The sequence below is a fragment of the Pseudomonas sp. CFBP 13711 genome (genome assembly GCF_014842265.1).
GTDB lineage: Bacteria > Pseudomonadota > Gammaproteobacteria > Pseudomonadales > Pseudomonadaceae > Aquipseudomonas.
On record NZ_JACYVI010000006.1, the window covers coordinates 355,180 to 372,851 of the forward strand.

The following is a 17,672-nucleotide window of genomic DNA, read 5'->3' on the forward strand; positions in this document are numbered from 1 at the left end:
TGAGCTTGCTCGCGAAGGCTGATTCCGCGCCGCTCAATCTTTAGCGTGCTCAACGAAACCTTCGCGAGCAGGTGGAGCGCCACCCGGGGCGCTCCGACATGTTTTAAGTGCGTCAGAAATCCAGACTCACCGCCAGATTCACCCCTTGCTGCGTCACGTCATCATTCTTGCGCCAGTTATAGCCGGCCCGCAGCGTCAGGTCCGGCGCCAGTTTCTGGCTCAGGCCCACGCTTGCACGATTCAAACTGCGCTGGGGGTCATAGCCTTTTAGATCAAAGTCCACGCCCGGCACGCTGTTCAGCGCGATGGTCACGTCCTGCTGATCGGTGTCGAACTCGCGCTCATGGGCCACTTCGCCAAACACTTGAGTCTGCGGCGTGACGTCGAACTTGCCTTGCAGCCCCGCGCCTAAACGTTTCGACTTGCGCGTCTGGTCGTCGTAATTAAGTGCCGTCGCGCGCGCACTGTTCTCCGAATAGCCATCGACATTGACGTGGGAATAGTCGGCGCTGATGAACGGCGAGAAATGCCAGCGACTGCTCTGCTCGGCCAGATCAAAGCCCACGCGGCCACTGATGGCCCACAGGTCGCCGTCGGTGTCGCCTTTCTCTGCCCCTTCGCTGATGCCCAGCGCGAACTTGCGCTTGAGGTTGTCGTAGTCGAGCTTTCCGCCCGAAGCGGCCAGGTCCGCCCACCAGTGTTGCGCCTGATATTGCACGAACGCGGTCGCGATATAGCTGTTGAGTTTGTAGTCCGAGTCCTTGGCACCGGCTTCGAGGGTTTGCCGGTAAGCGCCCGCAACCAGGCCGGCTCTCCAATCCTCGGCGAAGCGGTAGCTGCCACCCACTGTGAGGTTGTAGCCATGACCGTCGCCGCTGGCGGAATTGCTTTGCGCGTCGAAATCCATTTTCTGACCGCCGCCGGCGACGATGGCGCGCCATTCACCAACGTTCTGCCAGTTGCCCCAGTCCGCCAGCCACTGACTGCGCAGTTCATCCTGCTGCGCGCGCAACGTACCGTTGGCCATTTCCGGCAGCAGAGTGGTCTCCCACGGTGCCGACAGAATCGAATACCCGTAATCGGCGATCAATCGCTGACCCGCCACGGTCGGATGCACGCCGTCGTTGAACAGCAGCTTGGTCGGATCCGGCGTCAGGCCGCCAATCCCGTAGACGCTGTTGGCGGTGCAGTTGTTGCCGTTGAAACAGGTGCCAACCAAGTTCTGATCGGCCGCCAGCCCGTAGCGCGCCGGGTCGGTCAGGACATCACGTATGAGCCCCGGGACATTGAGCGGAATGACCTCGGCATCAATTTGCCCTAGCCGATTCACCAACTGCTGGTTGAACACCCCGCTCAGCAACGTCGATGGCCCCTGTAATGGTGTGCCGAATACAGCGGGCGTGCGGCCGATGTCCGGCAGCAGCCAGACCATGATGTAACGCGCGCCGGCCTGGGACAGGATTTGTGCGCCGTTCGCCAGGTTGTTGGCAGCGTTGACGGCCTGTCCCGCACTCAGCACCCGGCCCTGAAGGAAGTCGTTGCCGCCCCCGGTCAGGTAGTAAAGGGCGTTCGGGTCAGCCCGCGAGCTGTTTTCAACCAGATAACCGGGTCGTGTCCGGAACACCGTCGTGACGCCCGTCGACGCATCGGTGTTGGCAACCTGTGATTGGGTGGTGATCGCCGCGAGGATCTGATCGGTCCGGTCGCCGCCCACGGCCCAGTTATTGCCGTCCGCCAACCCTTGCGCCGCGCGAACGGGGGAGGTCGACGCCTGCAAATCACCGGGCGCCACGCCAAGCATTCCGCCCAGCAACGTTGATGAGTTCAGACCGAATGCCTCTCCGCTGCCGTTCAGGTACGTCGGGCCGGTGCGGTTGGTGAAGCGCAAGGTGGCGCCCGGTGGTCCGCCCGCATCGGGGAACTGTCCGGCGTCGGCGAGGCTGTCGCCGAACACGATCATCGTTGAATAGGGGGAAGAGGCGGCCAGGGCGGAGGAGCAAGCGAGCGAGAGCAGGCAAGCCGCGAACGGCCAGCGCAGTGTGGCTTTGAGCATGGGGGCATCCCTTATTGTTTTAGTGCTGTACGAGAAGGTAGCAGCCGCGACACAAATCACCCACGATGCTGTGGCATTCACGGCAAATATTCTGTACCGCCTTCCACGCTGCAATCTGCACCTTGCGAGCGTTCAAATCCTGCCAATCGGCCTCTGGGCCGCGCCATCCGGGCACTGCGATATTGCGCGGCCTGCGGCGGTACGCTACTGTGCGGCAACGTATGAACGAGACCTTTCCTGTGTCGATTGTCAGCAGCTTCTTGATGCGCGTTATCAAGGGCCACGCCCGTTGGCGTTGGCGCGCCTGACTATTTCCCCCGCCGGCCCCGCCGGATCTGTATTGATATGCCTTCTGATGCCTCGGTTTTGCAGTGCCTCGCCGGAACACTTCCTGCGACCCCTCTGCGTGCCACTGAGGTCAGTAAACAGAAGGCCACGTTATAAAGTCAGTCATTCAAAAGGTTAAGCACCATGCTGCTGATGATCGATAACTACGACTCCTTCACCTACAACGTCGTGCAGTACTTGGGCGAGCTGGGTGCCGACGTCAAAGTCATTCGCAACGACGAGATGACCGTCGCCGAAATCAAAGCCCTGAACCCCGAGCGCATTGTCGTTTCCCCCGGCCCGTGCACGCCGAACGAAGCCGGCGTGTCCATTGACGTGATCAAACACTTTGCCGGCAAGCTGCCTGTGCTCGGCGTCTGCCTGGGCCATCAGTCAATCGGCCAGGCGTTTGGCGGCGACGTAGTGCGTGCGCGCCAGGTCATGCACGGCAAGACCAGCGAGCTGATCCACGAAGACAAAGGCGTGTTCGAAGGCCTCAAGCATCCGCTGACTGTGACCCGCTATCACTCGCTGGTGGTCAAGCGCGAGACACTCCCGGACTGCCTGGAATTAACCGCTTGGACTCAGCTCGAAGACGGCTCGGTCGATGAAGTCATGGGCCTGCGACACAAAACCCTTAACGTTGAGGGCGTGCAATTTCACCCTGAGTCGATTCTTTCCGAGCAGGGCCACGAGCTGTTCGCCAACTTCCTCAAGCAGACTGGCGGCACCCGTCAGGGTTAAGGGCAATTCGACATGGCAATGGATATCAAAACGGCGCTGGGCCGGGTTGTGAATCAACTGGACCTGAGCACCGATGAAATGCGCGACGTCATGCGCGAAATCATGACCGGCCAGTGCACACAGGCGCAGATCGGCGCATTCCTGATGGGCATGCGCATGAAGAGCGAAAGCATCGACGAAATCGTCGGTGCCGTGTCGGTCATGCGCGAGCTGGCGGATCAGGTACAGCTCAAGACGCTGGACGGCGTGGTCGACATCGTCGGCACCGGTGGCGATGGCGCGAACATCTTCAACGTCTCGACCGCCGCCTCATTCGTGATCGCGGCGGCCGGTTGCACAGTGGCCAAACACGGCAATCGCGCGGTCTCCGGCAAGAGCGGCAGCGCTGATCTACTGGAAGCCGCAGGCGTATACCTGAACCTGACCCCGGTACAAGTGGCGCGCTGCATCGACAGCGTCGGTATCGGCTTCATGTTCGCGCAAACCCATCATGGCGCCATGAAACACGCCGCCGGGCCACGCAAGGAACTGGGCCTGCGGACCCTGTTCAACATGCTCGGCCCACTGACCAATCCTGCCGGCGTCAAGCATCAGGTGGTCGGCGTGTTCAGTCAGGCGCTGTGCCGGCCATTGGCCGAGGTGCTACTGCGCATGGGCAGCAAACACGTGCTGGTGGTGCATTCCCAGGATGGCCTGGACGAATTCAGCATCGCCGCGCCGACGTTTGTCGCGGAACTGAAGAACGGCGAAGTGACCGAATACTGGGTGCAGCCGGAAGATCTGGGCATGAAGAGCCAGAGCCTGTTCGGCCTGGTGGTCGACAGCCCGGCGCAGTCGCTGGAATTGATTCGCGACGCGTTGGGGCGGCGCAAATCCGAGCACGGCCAGAAAGCCGCTGAAATGATCGTGCTCAACGCCGGCGCCGCGCTTTACGCGGCTGACCATGCGTCGTCATTGAGGGAAGGCGTGGCCTTGGCCCACGACGCATTGCACACGGGCCTGGCCCGCGAGAAGCTGGAAGAACTGGGTGCCTTTACCGCGGTATTCAAGCAGGAGAATGAAGAATGAGCGTGCCGACGGTATTGGAAAAGATTCTGGCCCGAAAGGTCGAGGAAGTCGCTGCGCGCCGTGCCAGCGTCAGCCTCGCCGAGTTGGAAACCTTGGCCGCCGCAGCCGATGCGCCGCGTGGGTTCGCTAAAGCAATGATTGCTCAGGCCAAGCGCAAGCAGCCGGCCGTCATTGCAGAAATCAAGAAGGCTTCGCCGAGCAAAGGCGTGATCCGCGAAAATTTCCAGCCGGCGGAGATCGCCAAGAGCTACGAAGCGGGCGGGGCCACCTGCCTTTCTGTGCTCACTGACATTGATTTCTTTCAAGGCGCTGACGAGTATCTGAAGCAAGCCCGGGCGGCGTGCTCGCTGCCGGTGATCCGCAAGGACTTCATGATCGACCCGTATCAGATTGTCGAAGCGCGGGCATTGGGCGCCGATTGCATACTGTTGATCGTGTCGGCACTGGATGATGTGAAGATGGCCGAGCTGGCATCGGTCGCCAAAGATGTCGGCCTCGACGTGCTGGTTGAAGTCCACGATGGCGACGAGCTGGAGCGGGCACTCAAAACCCTCGACACCCCGCTGGTGGGCGTCAACAACCGCAACTTGCACACGTTCGACGTCAGCCTGGAAACCACCCTCGACCTGCTGCCACGTATTCCCCGTGATCGGCTGGTCATTACCGAAAGCGGTATTTTCCACCGCGCCGATGTCGAGCTCATGGAAATCAGCGATGTCTATTCCTTCCTGGTGGGCGAGGCGTTCATGCGCGCCGAGAAGCCGGGCGTGGAACTGCAGAGACTGTTCTTCCCGGAGAAAGGCACGGCGATCAAGTCCGGCGGGCTGGACTGATCCAGGGTTGTAGGCCAGAAAGCCATCGCTCTTCGCGTCAGGAGGCAGCATGACCCTTCAGCTCTTGGAAACCTGCGTTGAAGCCGGCCTCAAGGCCGAGCAAGACCTCCTGGCGTCGGTGTGTGATGGCCACGCTGACAGTGGCTTGCTGTTCTGGCGGCCTATTGATCGCGCGTTGGTTATGCCACGCCGGTTGAGTCGGCTTCCCGGCTTCACTGAAGCCAGCGAAACCCTCGCCGACAGTGGCTGGCCCGTCCTGTTGCGTGAAAGTGGCGGCGAGCCGGTGCCGCAATCTTCTTCAACCGTCAATGTGGCGCTCGTGTATGTCCAGCCGGACACCGATCTGGATCGCGACCGCATCGAAAATGCCTACATGCGCCTGTGTCAGCCGATCCTCGATACCCTGGGGGAGCTGGGCGGCGCTGCATCCCTGGGCGAAGTCGAAGGCGCCTTCTGCGATGGCCGCTTCAACGTCAACCTCAACGCTCGCAAGATGGTCGGCACCGCGCAGCGCTGGCGCCAGAGTCAGGGTGGCAAACGGCCGGTGGTCTTGGCCCATGCCGCGATGTTGCTGGATGATGAGCGCGTGGCAATGGTCAACGCGGTCAACCGCTTCAATGAGACCTGCGAGCTGGATCAACGCTGCAAAGCAGAAAGCCACATTGCTTTGCATGAGCTATTTGACGCGCCGGATTTTCTAACCCGCCTGAGGGAACGATATGAACGCCTGCTCGCCCGGATCTGATTCCGCTGCGGGCATCGATCACGTCGTTAGCGGGTGCCGAACACCACCATGGTTTTGCCCCGGACATGCACCAGATTCTGCTCTTCGAGTGACTTGAGCACACGACCGACCATTTCTCGGGAACACCCCACGATACGGCCAATCTCCTGGCGGGTGATCTTGATCTGCATGCCATCGGGGTGGGTCATCGCGTCGGGCTGTTTGCATAGATCGAGCAAGCTGCGGGCAACGCGCCCGGTGACGTCCAGAAACGCCAGATCGCCGACCTTGCGCGTGGTGTTGCGCAGCCTTTCGGCGATCTGCGAACCGATGGCGTACATCAACTCAGGGTCATGCTGACTGAGCTCGCGGAATTTGGCGTAGCTGATTTCGGCCACTTCACATTCGGTTTTAGCACGCACCCAGGCGCTGCGCTGGGCGCCGGCGGCCGTCTGCTGAAACAGCCCCAGTTCGCCAAAGAAATCCCCGCTGTTCAGGTAGGCCACAATCATCTCGCGGCCTTCGTTGTCTTCGATCAGGATCGTCACCGAGCCCTTGATGATCAGGTATAGCGAGTCCGATTCTTCGCCTGCGCAAATGATGTTGCTCTTCGCCGGGCATCGTCGTCGCTGGGCGTGCGGCAGCAGTTTGTCGGCGATTTTCATCTTGTTCGGAGGCGGCACGGCGAGCATGGCTGTATCCCGTAAAAAACTGCGCCCTGAGGCATTCCTAGAGGTATCGGCAGTATTTCCGATTTAACGCAGTTCAACAGCGGCAATTAGCCTTTTTTTCAGACACTTCCTACATTTCGGTCGTTTTCGGGCATGTCCAGTCCACTCAGCGACGGTAGGGCCCTGTGCTAAGCTGGCCGCCATTTTTCAAGCATTGGAGTCCGGTGATGAAGGCGCGTATTCAATGGGCGGGTGAGTCGATGTTCCTCGGTGAGTCCGGCAGCGGCCATGTGGTCGTGATGGATGGCCCACCCGAAAGCGGCGGTCGCAACCTGGGTGTTCGCCCGATGGAAATGGTGCTGATTGGCCTGGGTGGCTGCAGCAACTACGACGTGGTCAGCATCCTCAAGAAAGCCCGTCAGCCCATCGAAAGCTGCGAGGCGTTTCTGGAAGCAGAGCGCGCCAGCGAAGATCCCAAGGTGTTCACCAAGATCCACCTGCACTTTGTGGTTAAAGGACGCGGTCTGAAAGAAACGCAGGTCAAGCGTGCGATCGAGTTGTCGGCCGAGAAATACTGCTCGGCATCGATCATGCTGGGTAATGCGGGCGTCGAAATCACCCACGATTACGAGATCATCGAACTGGGCTGAGCAACGCTCAATTTTCACAAAAGCGGTGCAGGCTATGGCATGCGACTTCTGACGTCTGCATAATGCGCCCCTTTTTCAGGGCGCGACCGCCGGATAGCCGGCTCGCCTCCGACCAGACAACCAAAATCGCCAACGCGAAGAGGTGTTAACCGTCCTACGCAGCTGAGCCGGGCTCAGTTGACGGGCATGCTTGATCACGCGGCCAGCGCCGCACCCATATAGAGAGTTTTTAACGGTGAAAAGCAAACTCAAGCTCCACGGGTTCAATAACCTGACCAAGACCTTGAGCTTCAACATCTATGACATCTGCTATGCGGAAACCCCGCAGGACCAGCAGGCTTACGTCGAGTACATCAACAGCGTGTACGACGCCGAACGCCTGACGCGGATTCTCACCGATGTCGTCGATATCATTGGCGCGAACATCCTGAACATCGCGCGTCAGGACTACGACCCACAAGGCGCCAGTGTGACCATTCTGATCTCCGAGCAGCCGGTCACGCCGACTGACAGCCAGATCGAAGAATCGCCGGGCCCGCTGCCCGAGACTATCCTCGCGCACCTGGACAAGAGCCACATCACGGTTCACACCTATCCTGAAATCCATCCCGTAGACGGCATCGCCACCTTCCGAGTGGACATCGACGTGTCGACCTGCGGCGTGATCTCGCCGTTGAAAGCGCTGAACTACCTGATCCACAAGTTCGAGTCCGACATCGTGACCGTCGACTATCGCGTGCGCGGTTTCACCCGTGACGTCGAAGGCAAGAAGCACTTCATCGACCACGAGATCAACTCGATCCAGAATTACCTTTCCGACGACACCCGCGACAGCTACCAGATGACTGACGTGAACGTGTACCAGGAAAACCTGTTCCACACGAAAATGCTGCTCAAGCAGTTCGAGCTGGACAACTACCTGTTCGGCGACGCCACCAGCAATCTCTCCGCTGAACAGCGCGAGCAGGTGACTGGTCGGGTGAAGCACGAGATGCTCGAAATCTTCTACGGCCGCAACATGCCGGTCTAAGGTTTCAGCGGTACAAAAAAAGGCGCCTCTAGAGGCGCCTTCTTTGTATCTGGCCTTCAACGATAATCGGGCTCCGTAATAACAGCCCGAAATCGCAGTTTCGGTCAGATCCTGTAGGTGGTCTTGGTCATGACTTTGGCGATCAGGCTCATGCCGAATTTCACCGGCGCCGGAAAGCGGAATCCGCCTGCCTCGATCGCGCTTTCGGCGTGTTGCTCCTCGTCGGCACACATCTGTTTGAGAATCGCACGGGACTTCTCGTCCTCGACCGGCAATTGCTCCAGATGCTCATTCAAATGCTTGCAGACTTGATCTTCCGTCGCGGCAACGAAGCCCAGGCTGATCCGATCACTGATCAAGCCCGCCACTGCGCCGATGCCGAACGAAGCGCCGTAGAACAGCGGGTTGAGCACACTGGTATGACTGCCTAACTGATGAATGCGTTGCTCGCACCACACCAGGTGGTCGATTTCTTCCTCGGCGGCGTGCTCCATGGCTTTGCGCACCTGAGGCAATTTCGCGGTAAGCGCCTGCCCCTGATACAACGCCTGAGCACAGACTTCGCCGGTGTGATTAATGCGCATGAGCCCGGCGACATGTCGAGTGTCGGTCTCATTCATCTTGATATCGGGTTGAACAATGGCAGGCGAGGGTCGCTGTGCGTGCGCGCTGACGGGCAGCAGCGTCTTCATCGCAGCGTCGGCCTGAAGCAGAAAACGGTCGATAGGGGAGTAGTGACGTTCGGTAGCCATGGGCGCCTCCGGGTAAATCCACGATGGCCAGTCTACCGCAAACGATGAAGCCGGGCTTGTCCGGCGTCAGCCCGCCGAGGCGCAAGGCACGCACCCGGCAGGTCGATAGAATCCGAACGCGGTGACTCAGCCCGGCGGCCAGTTCATCTGGCGCTGACCCAGCACGTGCATGTGAATGTGATAAACGGTCTGCCCGCCTTTCTCGTTGGTGTTCATGACCACGCGAAAGCCGTCCTCGCAACCCAGTTCTTTCGCCAAGCGCTGCGCCGTGAACAGGATATGGCCCAGCAGCCCTTTATCGTCTTCAGTCACGTCGTTGAGGGTGGCGATCGGCTTCTTCGGAATGACCAGAAAATGCACTGGCGCCTGTGGGGCGATGTCGTGAAAGGCCAGCACTTGATCATCTTCGTAGATGATCTTCGCCGGGATTTCGCGGTTGATGATCTTGGTGAACAAAGTATCCACAGCCTTCTTGCTCCGTTTCGAGGGGGATGAAGGCAGTGTACTGAGCGTCCCGGGTCACGCCCAGCCGTTTGTTGCGACGGGTCGCGTCAGACTGACGTACGAGATTTGAGAATCGAGCCCCAGAGTTTTCGCGTCATCCAGCGACCGGCGAAGCGCGGAACCCGCGTCAGCAGCCTGTTACGCCAACCCGGGATAATCACCGCACGGTTCTTTTCCAGCGCGCGAACCGTGTACAGCGCAACTTCTTCGGCGGTCATGTGTTTGTCGTGGGTGAACTTGCCGGCGTCCAGCTGTGCGGTGCGGAAAAACGCCGTTCGCGTCGGCCCGGGGCACAACACCGAAACCTTCACGCCGGTTTTATGCAGCTCCTCGCGAAGCCCCTCGGAAAAATGCAGTACATACGCTTTGCTCGCGGCGTAGGTGCTCATCCACGGCCCTGGTTGAAAGCCCATGATCGAAGCAACGTTGAGAATCTGACCGCCGCCTTGGACCGCCATCAGGTTGCCAACCGTGTGACACAGCCGCGTCAATGCGAGCACATTAAGGTCGAGCAGGTCCTGCTCTTGCGCCCATTCTTGAGCGAAAAACGGCCCGCTGTTGCCGATGCCCGCGCAGTTGACCAACAAATCGATGCTTCGCGCGCCCTCTTCGAGCTCTAGCAGAAAGCCCGAGAGGCGCAGCGGTTCACCCAGATCGCAGGCGCGGAACAGCACCTCGACGCCAAACCGTTGGGTGAACTCAAGCGCAATGCTTTCCAGCATTTCCCGGTGCCTGGCCACCAGAATAAGGTTGCGACCTCGGCGGGCGAGGGCTTCTGCCATCGCCAGGCCAATACCGCTGGATGCCCCTGTGACCATGGCGTAACGGGTCATGCAATTCTCCAGTGTTTGCAGCTCGTATTGAGACAGCGTCCTTGCTGCCAGATAGTTATTGGTCGTCGTTGCTGTCGGACGAGTCACCAATATCTACAGGATCAACGGGGACGGTCGGTTCTTCCGCGTCATTGGTGTCATTGGTGTCATCGTCGTAGGGCAATGCTTGTTCGTATGCGCTGGTGGTGGCTTCAACTTCTTCCTGAATGGTTTTCAGGCCACCCATCACCCCAGCCACGATCGCCAGCGCCAGTACCACAATCCAGATCACTGCGAGGGCTTTGACGCGTGGCGTATTGGCGGGCGGCGGCGGACCATACTGATTAGGGCCTGTGCTACCGGGCACGGCCATCATCACGATTGGAAAGAAGCTGCCCACCACCGGCACCAGATTCAGCAGCAGCAGCCAGGCCGACATACCGGCGTCATGCAGGCGCTGGGCGCCGATCTGGACACTGATGACGACAAACGCGACGAACGCGACGGTGCCCAGCAGCCCTCCCGCCACGAGCGAAACGCTGAGAACGCCGACACACAGGGCGGCGACCAGTATGGCCACGCCCACCAGCGCCATGCTCCACGCCAGATAGCGCAGACGGCCGATCCGCCCCTGAGTGGTAAACACCTTTAATTCACCGACGGCGGGCCAGTCTTGTGCAACCGGTGTGCGCGGCGGCGCGTAGGGCGATACCGCGGGTTCGAAATACGGACGCTGGGGCGCGTGTTCAACGACTTCTTCAAGGCTCAGTGATACCGGATCCTCAGGCTCGATACGGCCTTCGACACCCGCATCGTTCAGCGCCGCGAGATAGCGCTGCGCGTCGTCTCGCGTCAGACTGCGCTTGATGGTCACCGGGTTGCCGGTGAATAGACGATCAACGCCGGAAACGTCGGTCTTGAACAGCTGCGCCAGGTTCAGGCGCGCTGTTTCCAGCTCAACACCTGTCCGCAACTGTCCCTCGAAAACGATCTTGAAGTGCTCCGCCATGCTGGCTTCCTTGTCTTTTGAGTTCATACGATGTGAGCAGTGCGCGTCAGAACGGTTTGACGACTACCAGAATGACCACAGCCAGCAGGATCAACACCGGTATCTCGTTGAACCAGCGATAGAACACATGGCTGCGGCCTGGTTCTCCGCGCGCGAAGCGTTTGACCTGAGCGCCGCACACGTGGTGATAGCCAATCAGCAGGACGACCAGGGTGAGCTTGGCATGCAACCAGCCTTGCTGCAGGAAACCCGGGGCCAGGACGATCAGCCAGATACCGAATACCAGTGTGGCGATCATCGAGGGAATCATGATGCCCCGGTACAACTTGCGCTCCATGGTGCAGAAACGCTCGCGGCTAACCGAGTCTTCGCTCATGGCGTGATAGACGAACAACCGCGGAAGATAGAACAGGGCTGCGAACCAGCACACCATGGCGACGATATGCAGGGCTTTGATCCAGAGATAGAGCATTTTGGTTTGTTTCCAGGAACACGGTGCCAAATAGTAGTGGCTTCGGCGCCCGTACGTCACGTTCGCGGTTGTCCCATTGGCAATCGACCCATATGATCAGCGGCTTTCCACTGGTTTCGTTGAGGGGCAGGTTATGGTCAAGGTCGGTATCGTCGGCGGTACGGGTTACACCGGCGTCGAGTTGTTGCGTCTTCTGGCGCAACACCCGGAGGCTGAAGTGGTTGCGATCACCTCGCGCTCCGAGGCAGGTCTGCCTGTCGCTGACATGTATCCAAACCTGCGCGGTCACTATGACGGTCTGGCGTTCAGTGTGCCGGACGTCAAGGTGCTTGGCGCCTGCGACGTGGTGTTCTTCGCCACGCCTCACGGTGTCGCACATGCGTTAGCGGGCGAGTTGCTCGCCGCTGGCACCAAGGTCATCGACCTCTCCGCCGATTTCCGTCTGCAAGATCCGGTCGAGTGGGCCAAGTGGTACAACCAGCCCCATGGTGCACCGGAGCTGCTCGACGAGGCGGTATACGGCCTGCCGGAAGTCAACCGCGAGCACATCAAAGGCGCACGCCTGATTGCGGTTCCGGGTTGCTATCCCACCGCCACTCAGCTGGGCTTTCTGCCGCTGCTCGAAGCGGGCCTTGCTGATGCATCACGATTGATCGCCGACTGCAAATCGGGTGTCAGTGGTGCAGGTCGCGGCGCCAGCGTGGGCTCGCTGTATTCCGAAACCAGCGAGAGCTTCAAGGCTTATGCCGTTAAAGGGCATCGCCATCTTCCCGAAATCACCCAAGGGCTGCGTCGTGCAGCCGGCGGCGATGTCGGGCTGACGTTCGTGCCGCACCTGACGCCGATGATCCGTGGCATTCACGCCACGTTGTACGCGACCGTCGTCGACAGGTCGGTCGATCTGCAGGCGTTGTTTGAAAAACGCTATGCCAATGAGCCATTCGTCGACGTGATGCCCGCCGGCAGCCATCCGGAAACCCGCAGCGTACGTGGAGCCAACGTCTGCCGCATGGCTGTGCACCGTCCGCAGGATGGCGATCTGGTGGTGGTGCTGTCGGTCATCGACAATCTGGTCAAAGGCGCTTCGGGCCAGGCCGTGCAGAACATGAACATCATGTTTGGCCTCGATGAGCGCCTGGGGCTGTCCCACGCGGGGATGTTGCCTTAACAGCGCCAAGTCGTACGCTTCAGGTTGTAAGCCGGTAGCTGGCTGTTTCTTGCAGCTTGTCGCTTGCGGCTTGTGGCTGCCGTGACAATAGTTGACCAATTTTCTAGGAGAAGCGGATAATGCGCGACATTACGCATTATGACGGCTTAGCGCCGGGAGATTTTGAGCATGAGCGTTGAATCCTTCACCCCTGTGGCTTTGGAATTCACCCACGGTGCCGCGCACAAGGTGAAAACTCTGGTCGATGAAGAGGGCAATGACCGCCTGAAGCTCCGCGTCTTCGTGACCGGTGGCGGTTGTTCCGGCTTTCAGTACGGCTTCACGTTTGATGAAGACGTCGCCGAAGATGACACGATTGTTGAGCGCGAGGGTGTCAGCCTGGTGGTTGACCCCATGAGCTTCCAGTACCTGGCAGGTGCGGAAGTGGATTATCAGGAGGGTCTGGAAGGCTCTCGCTTCGTAATCAAGAATCCTAATGCCGCGACTACTTGCGGCTGCGGCTCTTCGTTTTCGATCTGATCCAACCGTCGCACACAAAAACGCCGCGCATTTGCGCGGCGTTTTGCATGGCGAGGGTAGAGCTTAGGCCGGGTAGATTGCGCCCAGAACACGCAACCCTTTGGCCCCGGTCACGCTCGGACGGTTGGCGGGTACGCTTTCCAGTGCGCAATGGGCAAGCCAGGCGAACGCCATTGCTTCCACCCAATCAGGATCAACGCCGAATTCCGCTGTGCTTGTGACCTTTGTTGCCGGCAGCAGCGCCGCCAGTCGACCCATCAATGCCTTGTTGTGAGCGCCGCCGCCGCAGACCAGCAGCTCTTTGGTCTGCGCCTGTGCCGATTGCAGCGACTCGGTAATGCTCAATGCGGTGACTTCCAGAAGTGTAGCCTGCACGTCTTCGGGTCTCAGCGTTGGCATCTGGAACAAATGGTGATGAACCCAGCCAAGGTTGAACACTTCACGGCCGGTGCTTTTCGGGCCCTTGGTCTGGAAGAACTGATCACTGAGCATGGACTTGAGCAGCGCATCATTGACTATTCCACTCGCGCCCCACGCGCCATCGCGGTCATAGCTCACGCCACGCTGTGCTTGTATCCACGCGTCGAGCAACACGTTGCCAGGACCTGAATCGAACCCGGAAACCGGTTTGTCGATCTCGATCAAGCTGAGGTTGCTGAAACCACCGACGTTGAGTACGGCGCGGTAGTCCTTGTTATCGTCGAACAACGCTTCGTGGAATGCCGGAACCAGCGGCGCGCCCTGTCCACCTGCAGCGATATCGCGCTTGCGGAAGTCACTGACAACGGTGATGCCGGTCATTTCGGCGAGCAGGGCAGGGTTGCCAATCTGAATGGTGAAGCCACGGGCCGGTTCGTGGCGAATCGTCTGGCCGTGGCTGCCAATCGCGCGGATTTCGCCGGCTGACACGTTCTGCTGATCCAGCAGGGCCAGTACGCCTTGAGCCGCGAGATGAACCCATTTCTGCTCGGCGATGCCGGCACGGGCCAGCTCATCCGGACCGCTGGCGCATAGCCCCAGCAGTTCGGCGCGAAGATCGTCCGGCATGGGAATGTAGTAGGTGCCGAGCAAACGTGGTCGGTCATCCTGTTCTACCAGCGCGAAGTCGAGTCCATCCAGACTGCTTCCGGACATTACACCTACATATAAAGTCATGGGTCAGCGCTTACTCGAGGCCAGCATGGTGGCCTTTTCCTGGTCCATGCGAGCCATCAAAGGTTGGCTCTCCTGCATGAACCGCTGTTTTTCGGACTTGGCGATCGGGTCAGCCATCGGCAGCTTCTGCCCCAACGGGTCGACATGAACGCCGTTTACCTGAAACTCGTAATGAACATGAGGACCCGTGGACAGGCCGGTGGTTCCAATATAGCCAATGACTTGGCCCTGCTTGACGCTGGATCCGGACTGAATACCCTTGGCAAAACCCTGCATGTGGCCGTACAGCGTCCGGTAGGTCTCACCGTGCTGAATGATCACGGTATTGCCGTAGCCGCCGCGCCGACCGGCAAGAATGACTTTGCCGTCGCCGGTCGCCTTGATTGGCGTACCACGAGGTGCAGCGTAGTCGATGCCTTGGTGGGCGCGAATCTTGTTCAGGATCGGGTGTTTGCGACCGGATGAAAACAGTGAGCTGATGCGGGCGAATTCGACCGGGGTACGGATGAATGCCTTACGCATGCTGTTGCCATCGGCGGTGTAGTAGTTGGTGTTGCCTTGCTTGTTCGTATAACGCACTGCGGTGTAAGTCTTGCCACGGTTTACAAAGCGCGCCGAAAGAATATTGCCCGTACTGACCGTCTTGCCGTTGACGACCTTTTGCTCGTAGATGACATCGAATTCGTCACCTTTGCGGATATCCTGGGTGAAGTCGACGTCGTAGCCGAAGATGTTTGCCATCTCCATGGTCATGGTATGGCTAAGGCCTGCACGCTGGGCGGATTGCGACAGCGAGTTGTTGATCATGCCGTGCACATAGGCAGTGCGAACATTGGGTTTGCTTACGTCACGGGTAAACGTGTAGCCCTTGTCTGTCCGGGACAAGCTGATGCTTTCTGTCTCGCTCAGCTTGCTGTGCAGCTGCTTAAGGCTGCCTTCAGGCGACAGTTCGAACTGCAGAACCTGGCCGTTTTTCAACTGGCTGAATTGCTTGGCTTGTTTGTCGCTGGCAATAACGTCATGCACTGCCGTTGCGGGTAAGCCAACTTTGCCGAACAGCGTCGACAGCGTATCGCCTTTCGATACCACCACTTCCCGGTGGGTGGGACCTTTGGCAGTGGCAACCTCTTTCGGCGCAGCCTTTGTGTCGGTGGAGGGCTTCGCTGTTTCAGTCGGCTCAGTCGCATCACCTTCGATCTGGGCGAAGGGAGAATCTACCGGCGCCTCTGTGGCTTGAGTCTGTTTTTGAGCGTCTTGTTCTTGCTCGATCTGATCAGCGGGTGTGTCCAGTTCAAGAGCAAGGTTTGTTCGTTTGGCTTCGACGTCACTGGATGGGAATACGAGGAGAGCCAGGCTGAGCAGTGCGGCGATACCGCTGGCTGCTAGCAGGTGGCTCTTCGGATAAAGCGGTGGCGCTTTAGGCGGAGTGTCGGTCATAGGTAATTTTGACTTTGAAAAAAGATGAAATGGAAAAGATGAATGACATGATGAAGATGAAATAACTGTATAAAATATAACCAAATCTCGCCTGAGGCAAGCTTGCGATCGGCTCGCTCCGCGATTCGTCGAGCACCTATTGTCAGAACTTGTATTTCGGCGCTGATCTTGTATGGTTGTTTCCCTTTGAAATAAGGCATTACGGGGCGGTTATGAAGTCGGTTGAAGAGCAGCTAGCGCTGATCAAGCGCGGTGCAGATGAACTCCTGGTCGAGGCCGAGCTGATCACAAAGCTCAAGCGTGGGCAGCCACTTCGCATCAAGGCCGGTTTTGATCCAACCGCGCCCGACCTGCACCTCGGGCACACAGTGCTAATTAATAAGCTGCGTCAATTCCAGGATCTCGGGCATCAGGTGATTTTCCTGATTGGCGATTTCACCGGGATGATCGGCGATCCAAGCGGCAAGAGCGCTACCCGTCCCCCGCTTACGCGCGAGCAAGTGCTCGACTATGCCGAGACCTATAAAGCTCAGGTCTTCAAGATTCTGGATCCGGCCAAAACCGAGGTGGCCTTCAATTCCACCTGGATGGACCAGCTGAGCCCCGCTGACTTCATTCGGCTTTCTTCCCAATACACCGTTGCCCGTATGCTTGAGCGTGATGACTTCGACAAGCGTTACAAGTCGAACCAGTCGATCGCCATCCACGAATTCCTTTATCCGCTGGTGCAGGGTTACGACTCGGTTGCCTTGCGCGCGGACGTCGAGCTGGGTGGCACCGATCAGAAATTCAACTTGCTCATGGGGCGTGAGCTTCAGCGCGCCTATGGTCAGGAGGCTCAGTGTGTTCTGACGATGCCGTTGCTGGAAGGGTTGGACGGCGTCAAGAAGATGTCCAAGTCCTTGGGTAACTATGTAGGTATCCAGGAAGCGCCCGGCATTATGTACAGCAAGCTCGTCTCTATTCCTGATGCGCTGATGTGGCGTTACTTTGAGCTGCTGAGCTTCCGCTCCATGGAAGAGATCGCTGCCTTTAAGGCGGATTGCGAAGCCGGGGCGAATCCGCGCGACATCAAGATCAAGCTTGCCGAAGAGATTGTCGCGCGCTTCCATGGTGAAGAGGCTGCAGCTTCTGCCCATCGTTCTGCAGGCAATCGTATGAAGGATGGGGAGCTTCCGGAAGATCTTCCGGAGATCGAGCTGGCCGCTTCCGAAGGCATGCCGATTGCTGCCGTCCTTAATAAGGCGGGGCTGGTAAAGAACTCGGCAGTCGCTCGCGACCTGCTGGCATCCGGCGGCGTGCGTATAGATGGTGAGGTGGTGGAGCGCGGGTTTGTATTCAAGCTGGGGGCGACCCATGTTTGCCAGGCCGGCAAGAAGGCGTTCGGGCGGATTACACTTCGCTTGGAATAAAGTTTAAATAAGTGCTTGACGCCCCTCTGGATCTGTCTATAATTCGCCCCACTTCCGGCGCAGACGAAACGGAAAACTCCTTGGTAATCAAAGAGTTGGACGAAGTAAGTAGCGAGGAATGCTTCGGTTCAGATGCTTGAATCGACAGCGGTGAAAAAGGCAGTTGACAGCAGGTTGCAACGCTGTAGAATTCGCCTCCCGCTGACGTGAGACGTTAAGTCGAGCGAAGCGCAAGTGGTTGAAGTTGATAAGGAAACTTTGAAAACTTCTTAAAATAACCGCTTGACAGAAACAAGAGACGCTGTAGAATGCGCGCCTCGGTTGAGACGAAA

General features: G+C 58.8%; 18 protein-coding genes. 9 read left to right on the forward strand and 9 right to left on the reverse strand.

Features of this window, described 5'->3' with window-relative positions:
* Positions 1–112: 112 nt before the first annotated feature.
* The gene (gene estP, locus IFT47_RS14380) at positions 113–2,053 is read right to left on the reverse strand and encodes an esterase EstP (protein WP_192173091.1); all 1,941 of its coding nucleotides are present in this window, start codon (positions 2,051–2,053) and stop codon (positions 113–115) included.
* 471 nt (positions 2,054–2,524) lie between these two features.
* Between estP and IFT47_RS14385 the strand changes: the two genes are divergently transcribed.
* Genes IFT47_RS14385 through IFT47_RS14400 form a run of 4 tightly spaced genes read left to right on the forward strand, consistent with a single transcriptional unit; the run spans position 2,525 to position 5,770 of the window.
* Positions 2,525–3,124 carry an aminodeoxychorismate/anthranilate synthase component II gene (locus tag IFT47_RS14385; RefSeq protein ID WP_192173090.1) on the forward strand — a complete coding sequence of 200 codons (600 nt, stop codon included), beginning with the start codon at positions 2,525–2,527 and terminating at the stop codon, positions 3,122–3,124.
* A gap of 18 nt (positions 3,125–3,142) precedes the next feature.
* On the forward strand, positions 3,143–4,192 hold the full coding sequence (gene trpD, locus IFT47_RS14390; RefSeq protein WP_192173234.1) for an anthranilate phosphoribosyltransferase: 1,050 nt from the start codon (positions 3,143–3,145) through the stop codon (positions 4,190–4,192).
* Complete coding sequence (trpC, locus tag IFT47_RS14395; RefSeq protein ID WP_192173089.1) at positions 4,189–5,025, forward strand: indole-3-glycerol phosphate synthase TrpC; 837 nt, start codon at positions 4,189–4,191, stop codon at positions 5,023–5,025. Before trpD ends, trpC begins: the two co-directional genes overlap by 4 nt.
* Positions 5,026–5,074: 49 nt before the next feature.
* Positions 5,075–5,770, forward strand: a complete 696-nt coding sequence (locus IFT47_RS14400) for a lipoate--protein ligase family protein (RefSeq protein WP_192173088.1) — start codon at positions 5,075–5,077, stop codon at positions 5,768–5,770.
* A 26-nt stretch (positions 5,771–5,796) separates the two neighbouring features.
* Here the strand turns inward: IFT47_RS14400 and crp are convergent, their stop codons facing one another.
* Entirely contained in the window at positions 5,797–6,441 is a 645-nt protein-coding gene (gene crp, locus IFT47_RS14405) for a cAMP-activated global transcriptional regulator CRP (RefSeq protein ID WP_192173087.1), read from the reverse strand.
* Between the two features lie 206 nt (positions 6,442–6,647).
* Between crp and IFT47_RS14410 the strand changes: the two genes are divergently transcribed.
* The gene (locus tag IFT47_RS14410; protein ID WP_192173086.1) at positions 6,648–7,070 is read left to right on the forward strand and encodes an OsmC family protein; all 423 of its coding nucleotides are present in this window, start codon (positions 6,648–6,650) and stop codon (positions 7,068–7,070) included.
* Positions 7,071–7,305: 235 nt separating this feature from the next.
* Complete coding sequence (gene speD, locus IFT47_RS14415; protein WP_037019204.1) at positions 7,306–8,100, forward strand: adenosylmethionine decarboxylase; 795 nt, start codon at positions 7,306–7,308, stop codon at positions 8,098–8,100.
* Between the two features lie 104 nt (positions 8,101–8,204).
* On the opposite strand, the gene coq7 is transcribed toward speD, so the two are convergent.
* The 5 genes from coq7 to hemJ all read right to left on the reverse strand — a co-directional run bounded on the left by coq7 (position 8,205) and on the right by hemJ (position 11,649).
* Positions 8,205–8,852: a 2-polyprenyl-3-methyl-6-methoxy-1,4-benzoquinone monooxygenase gene (gene coq7, locus IFT47_RS14420; RefSeq protein WP_192173085.1), complete on the reverse strand. Its 648-nt coding sequence runs from the start codon at positions 8,850–8,852 to the stop codon at positions 8,205–8,207.
* Between the two features lie 126 nt (positions 8,853–8,978).
* Positions 8,979–9,317: a histidine triad nucleotide-binding protein gene (locus IFT47_RS14425; protein WP_065991361.1), complete on the reverse strand. Its 339-nt coding sequence runs from the start codon at positions 9,315–9,317 to the stop codon at positions 8,979–8,981.
* 86 nt (positions 9,318–9,403) lie between these two features.
* Positions 9,404–10,189, reverse strand: coding sequence for an SDR family NAD(P)-dependent oxidoreductase (locus IFT47_RS14430; RefSeq protein WP_192173084.1), 786 nt, complete (start codon positions 10,187–10,189; stop codon positions 9,404–9,406).
* Positions 10,190–10,244: 55 nt separating this feature from the next.
* The gene (locus tag IFT47_RS14435; protein ID WP_192173083.1) at positions 10,245–11,177 is read right to left on the reverse strand and encodes a DUF805 domain-containing protein; all 933 of its coding nucleotides are present in this window, start codon (positions 11,175–11,177) and stop codon (positions 10,245–10,247) included.
* 46 nt (positions 11,178–11,223) lie between these two features.
* On the reverse strand, positions 11,224–11,649 hold the full coding sequence (gene hemJ / locus IFT47_RS14440) for a protoporphyrinogen oxidase HemJ (protein WP_192173082.1): 426 nt from the start codon (positions 11,647–11,649) through the stop codon (positions 11,224–11,226).
* Positions 11,650–11,782: 133 nt separating this feature from the next.
* Here hemJ and argC point away from each other — a divergent pair, with 133 nt between their 5' ends.
* Complete coding sequence (gene argC / locus IFT47_RS14445) at positions 11,783–12,817, forward strand: N-acetyl-gamma-glutamyl-phosphate reductase (protein WP_192173081.1); 1,035 nt, start codon at positions 11,783–11,785, stop codon at positions 12,815–12,817.
* Positions 12,818–12,985: 168 nt separating this feature from the next.
* On the forward strand, positions 12,986–13,336 hold the full coding sequence (gene erpA, locus IFT47_RS14450; protein WP_122536594.1) for an iron-sulfur cluster insertion protein ErpA: 351 nt from the start codon (positions 12,986–12,988) through the stop codon (positions 13,334–13,336).
* A 63-nt stretch (positions 13,337–13,399) separates the two neighbouring features.
* Here erpA and IFT47_RS14455 read toward each other — a convergent pair whose 3' ends face one another.
* Together IFT47_RS14455 and IFT47_RS14460 are read right to left on the reverse strand one after the other, a co-directional pair.
* Positions 13,400–14,491 carry an anhydro-N-acetylmuramic acid kinase gene (locus tag IFT47_RS14455; protein ID WP_192173080.1) on the reverse strand — a complete coding sequence of 364 codons (1,092 nt, stop codon included), beginning with the start codon at positions 14,489–14,491 and terminating at the stop codon, positions 13,400–13,402.
* 3 nt (positions 14,492–14,494) lie between these two features.
* Positions 14,495–15,928, reverse strand: a complete 1,434-nt coding sequence (locus tag IFT47_RS14460) for a peptidoglycan DD-metalloendopeptidase family protein (RefSeq protein WP_192173079.1) — start codon at positions 15,926–15,928, stop codon at positions 14,495–14,497.
* Positions 15,929–16,140: 212 nt separating this feature from the next.
* Between IFT47_RS14460 and tyrS the strand changes: the two genes are divergently transcribed.
* A complete protein-coding gene (tyrS, locus tag IFT47_RS14465; RefSeq protein WP_192173078.1) occupies positions 16,141–17,340 on the forward strand; it encodes a tyrosine--tRNA ligase in 1,200 nt (399 codons plus the stop codon).
* Positions 17,341–17,672 lie beyond the last annotated feature (332 nt).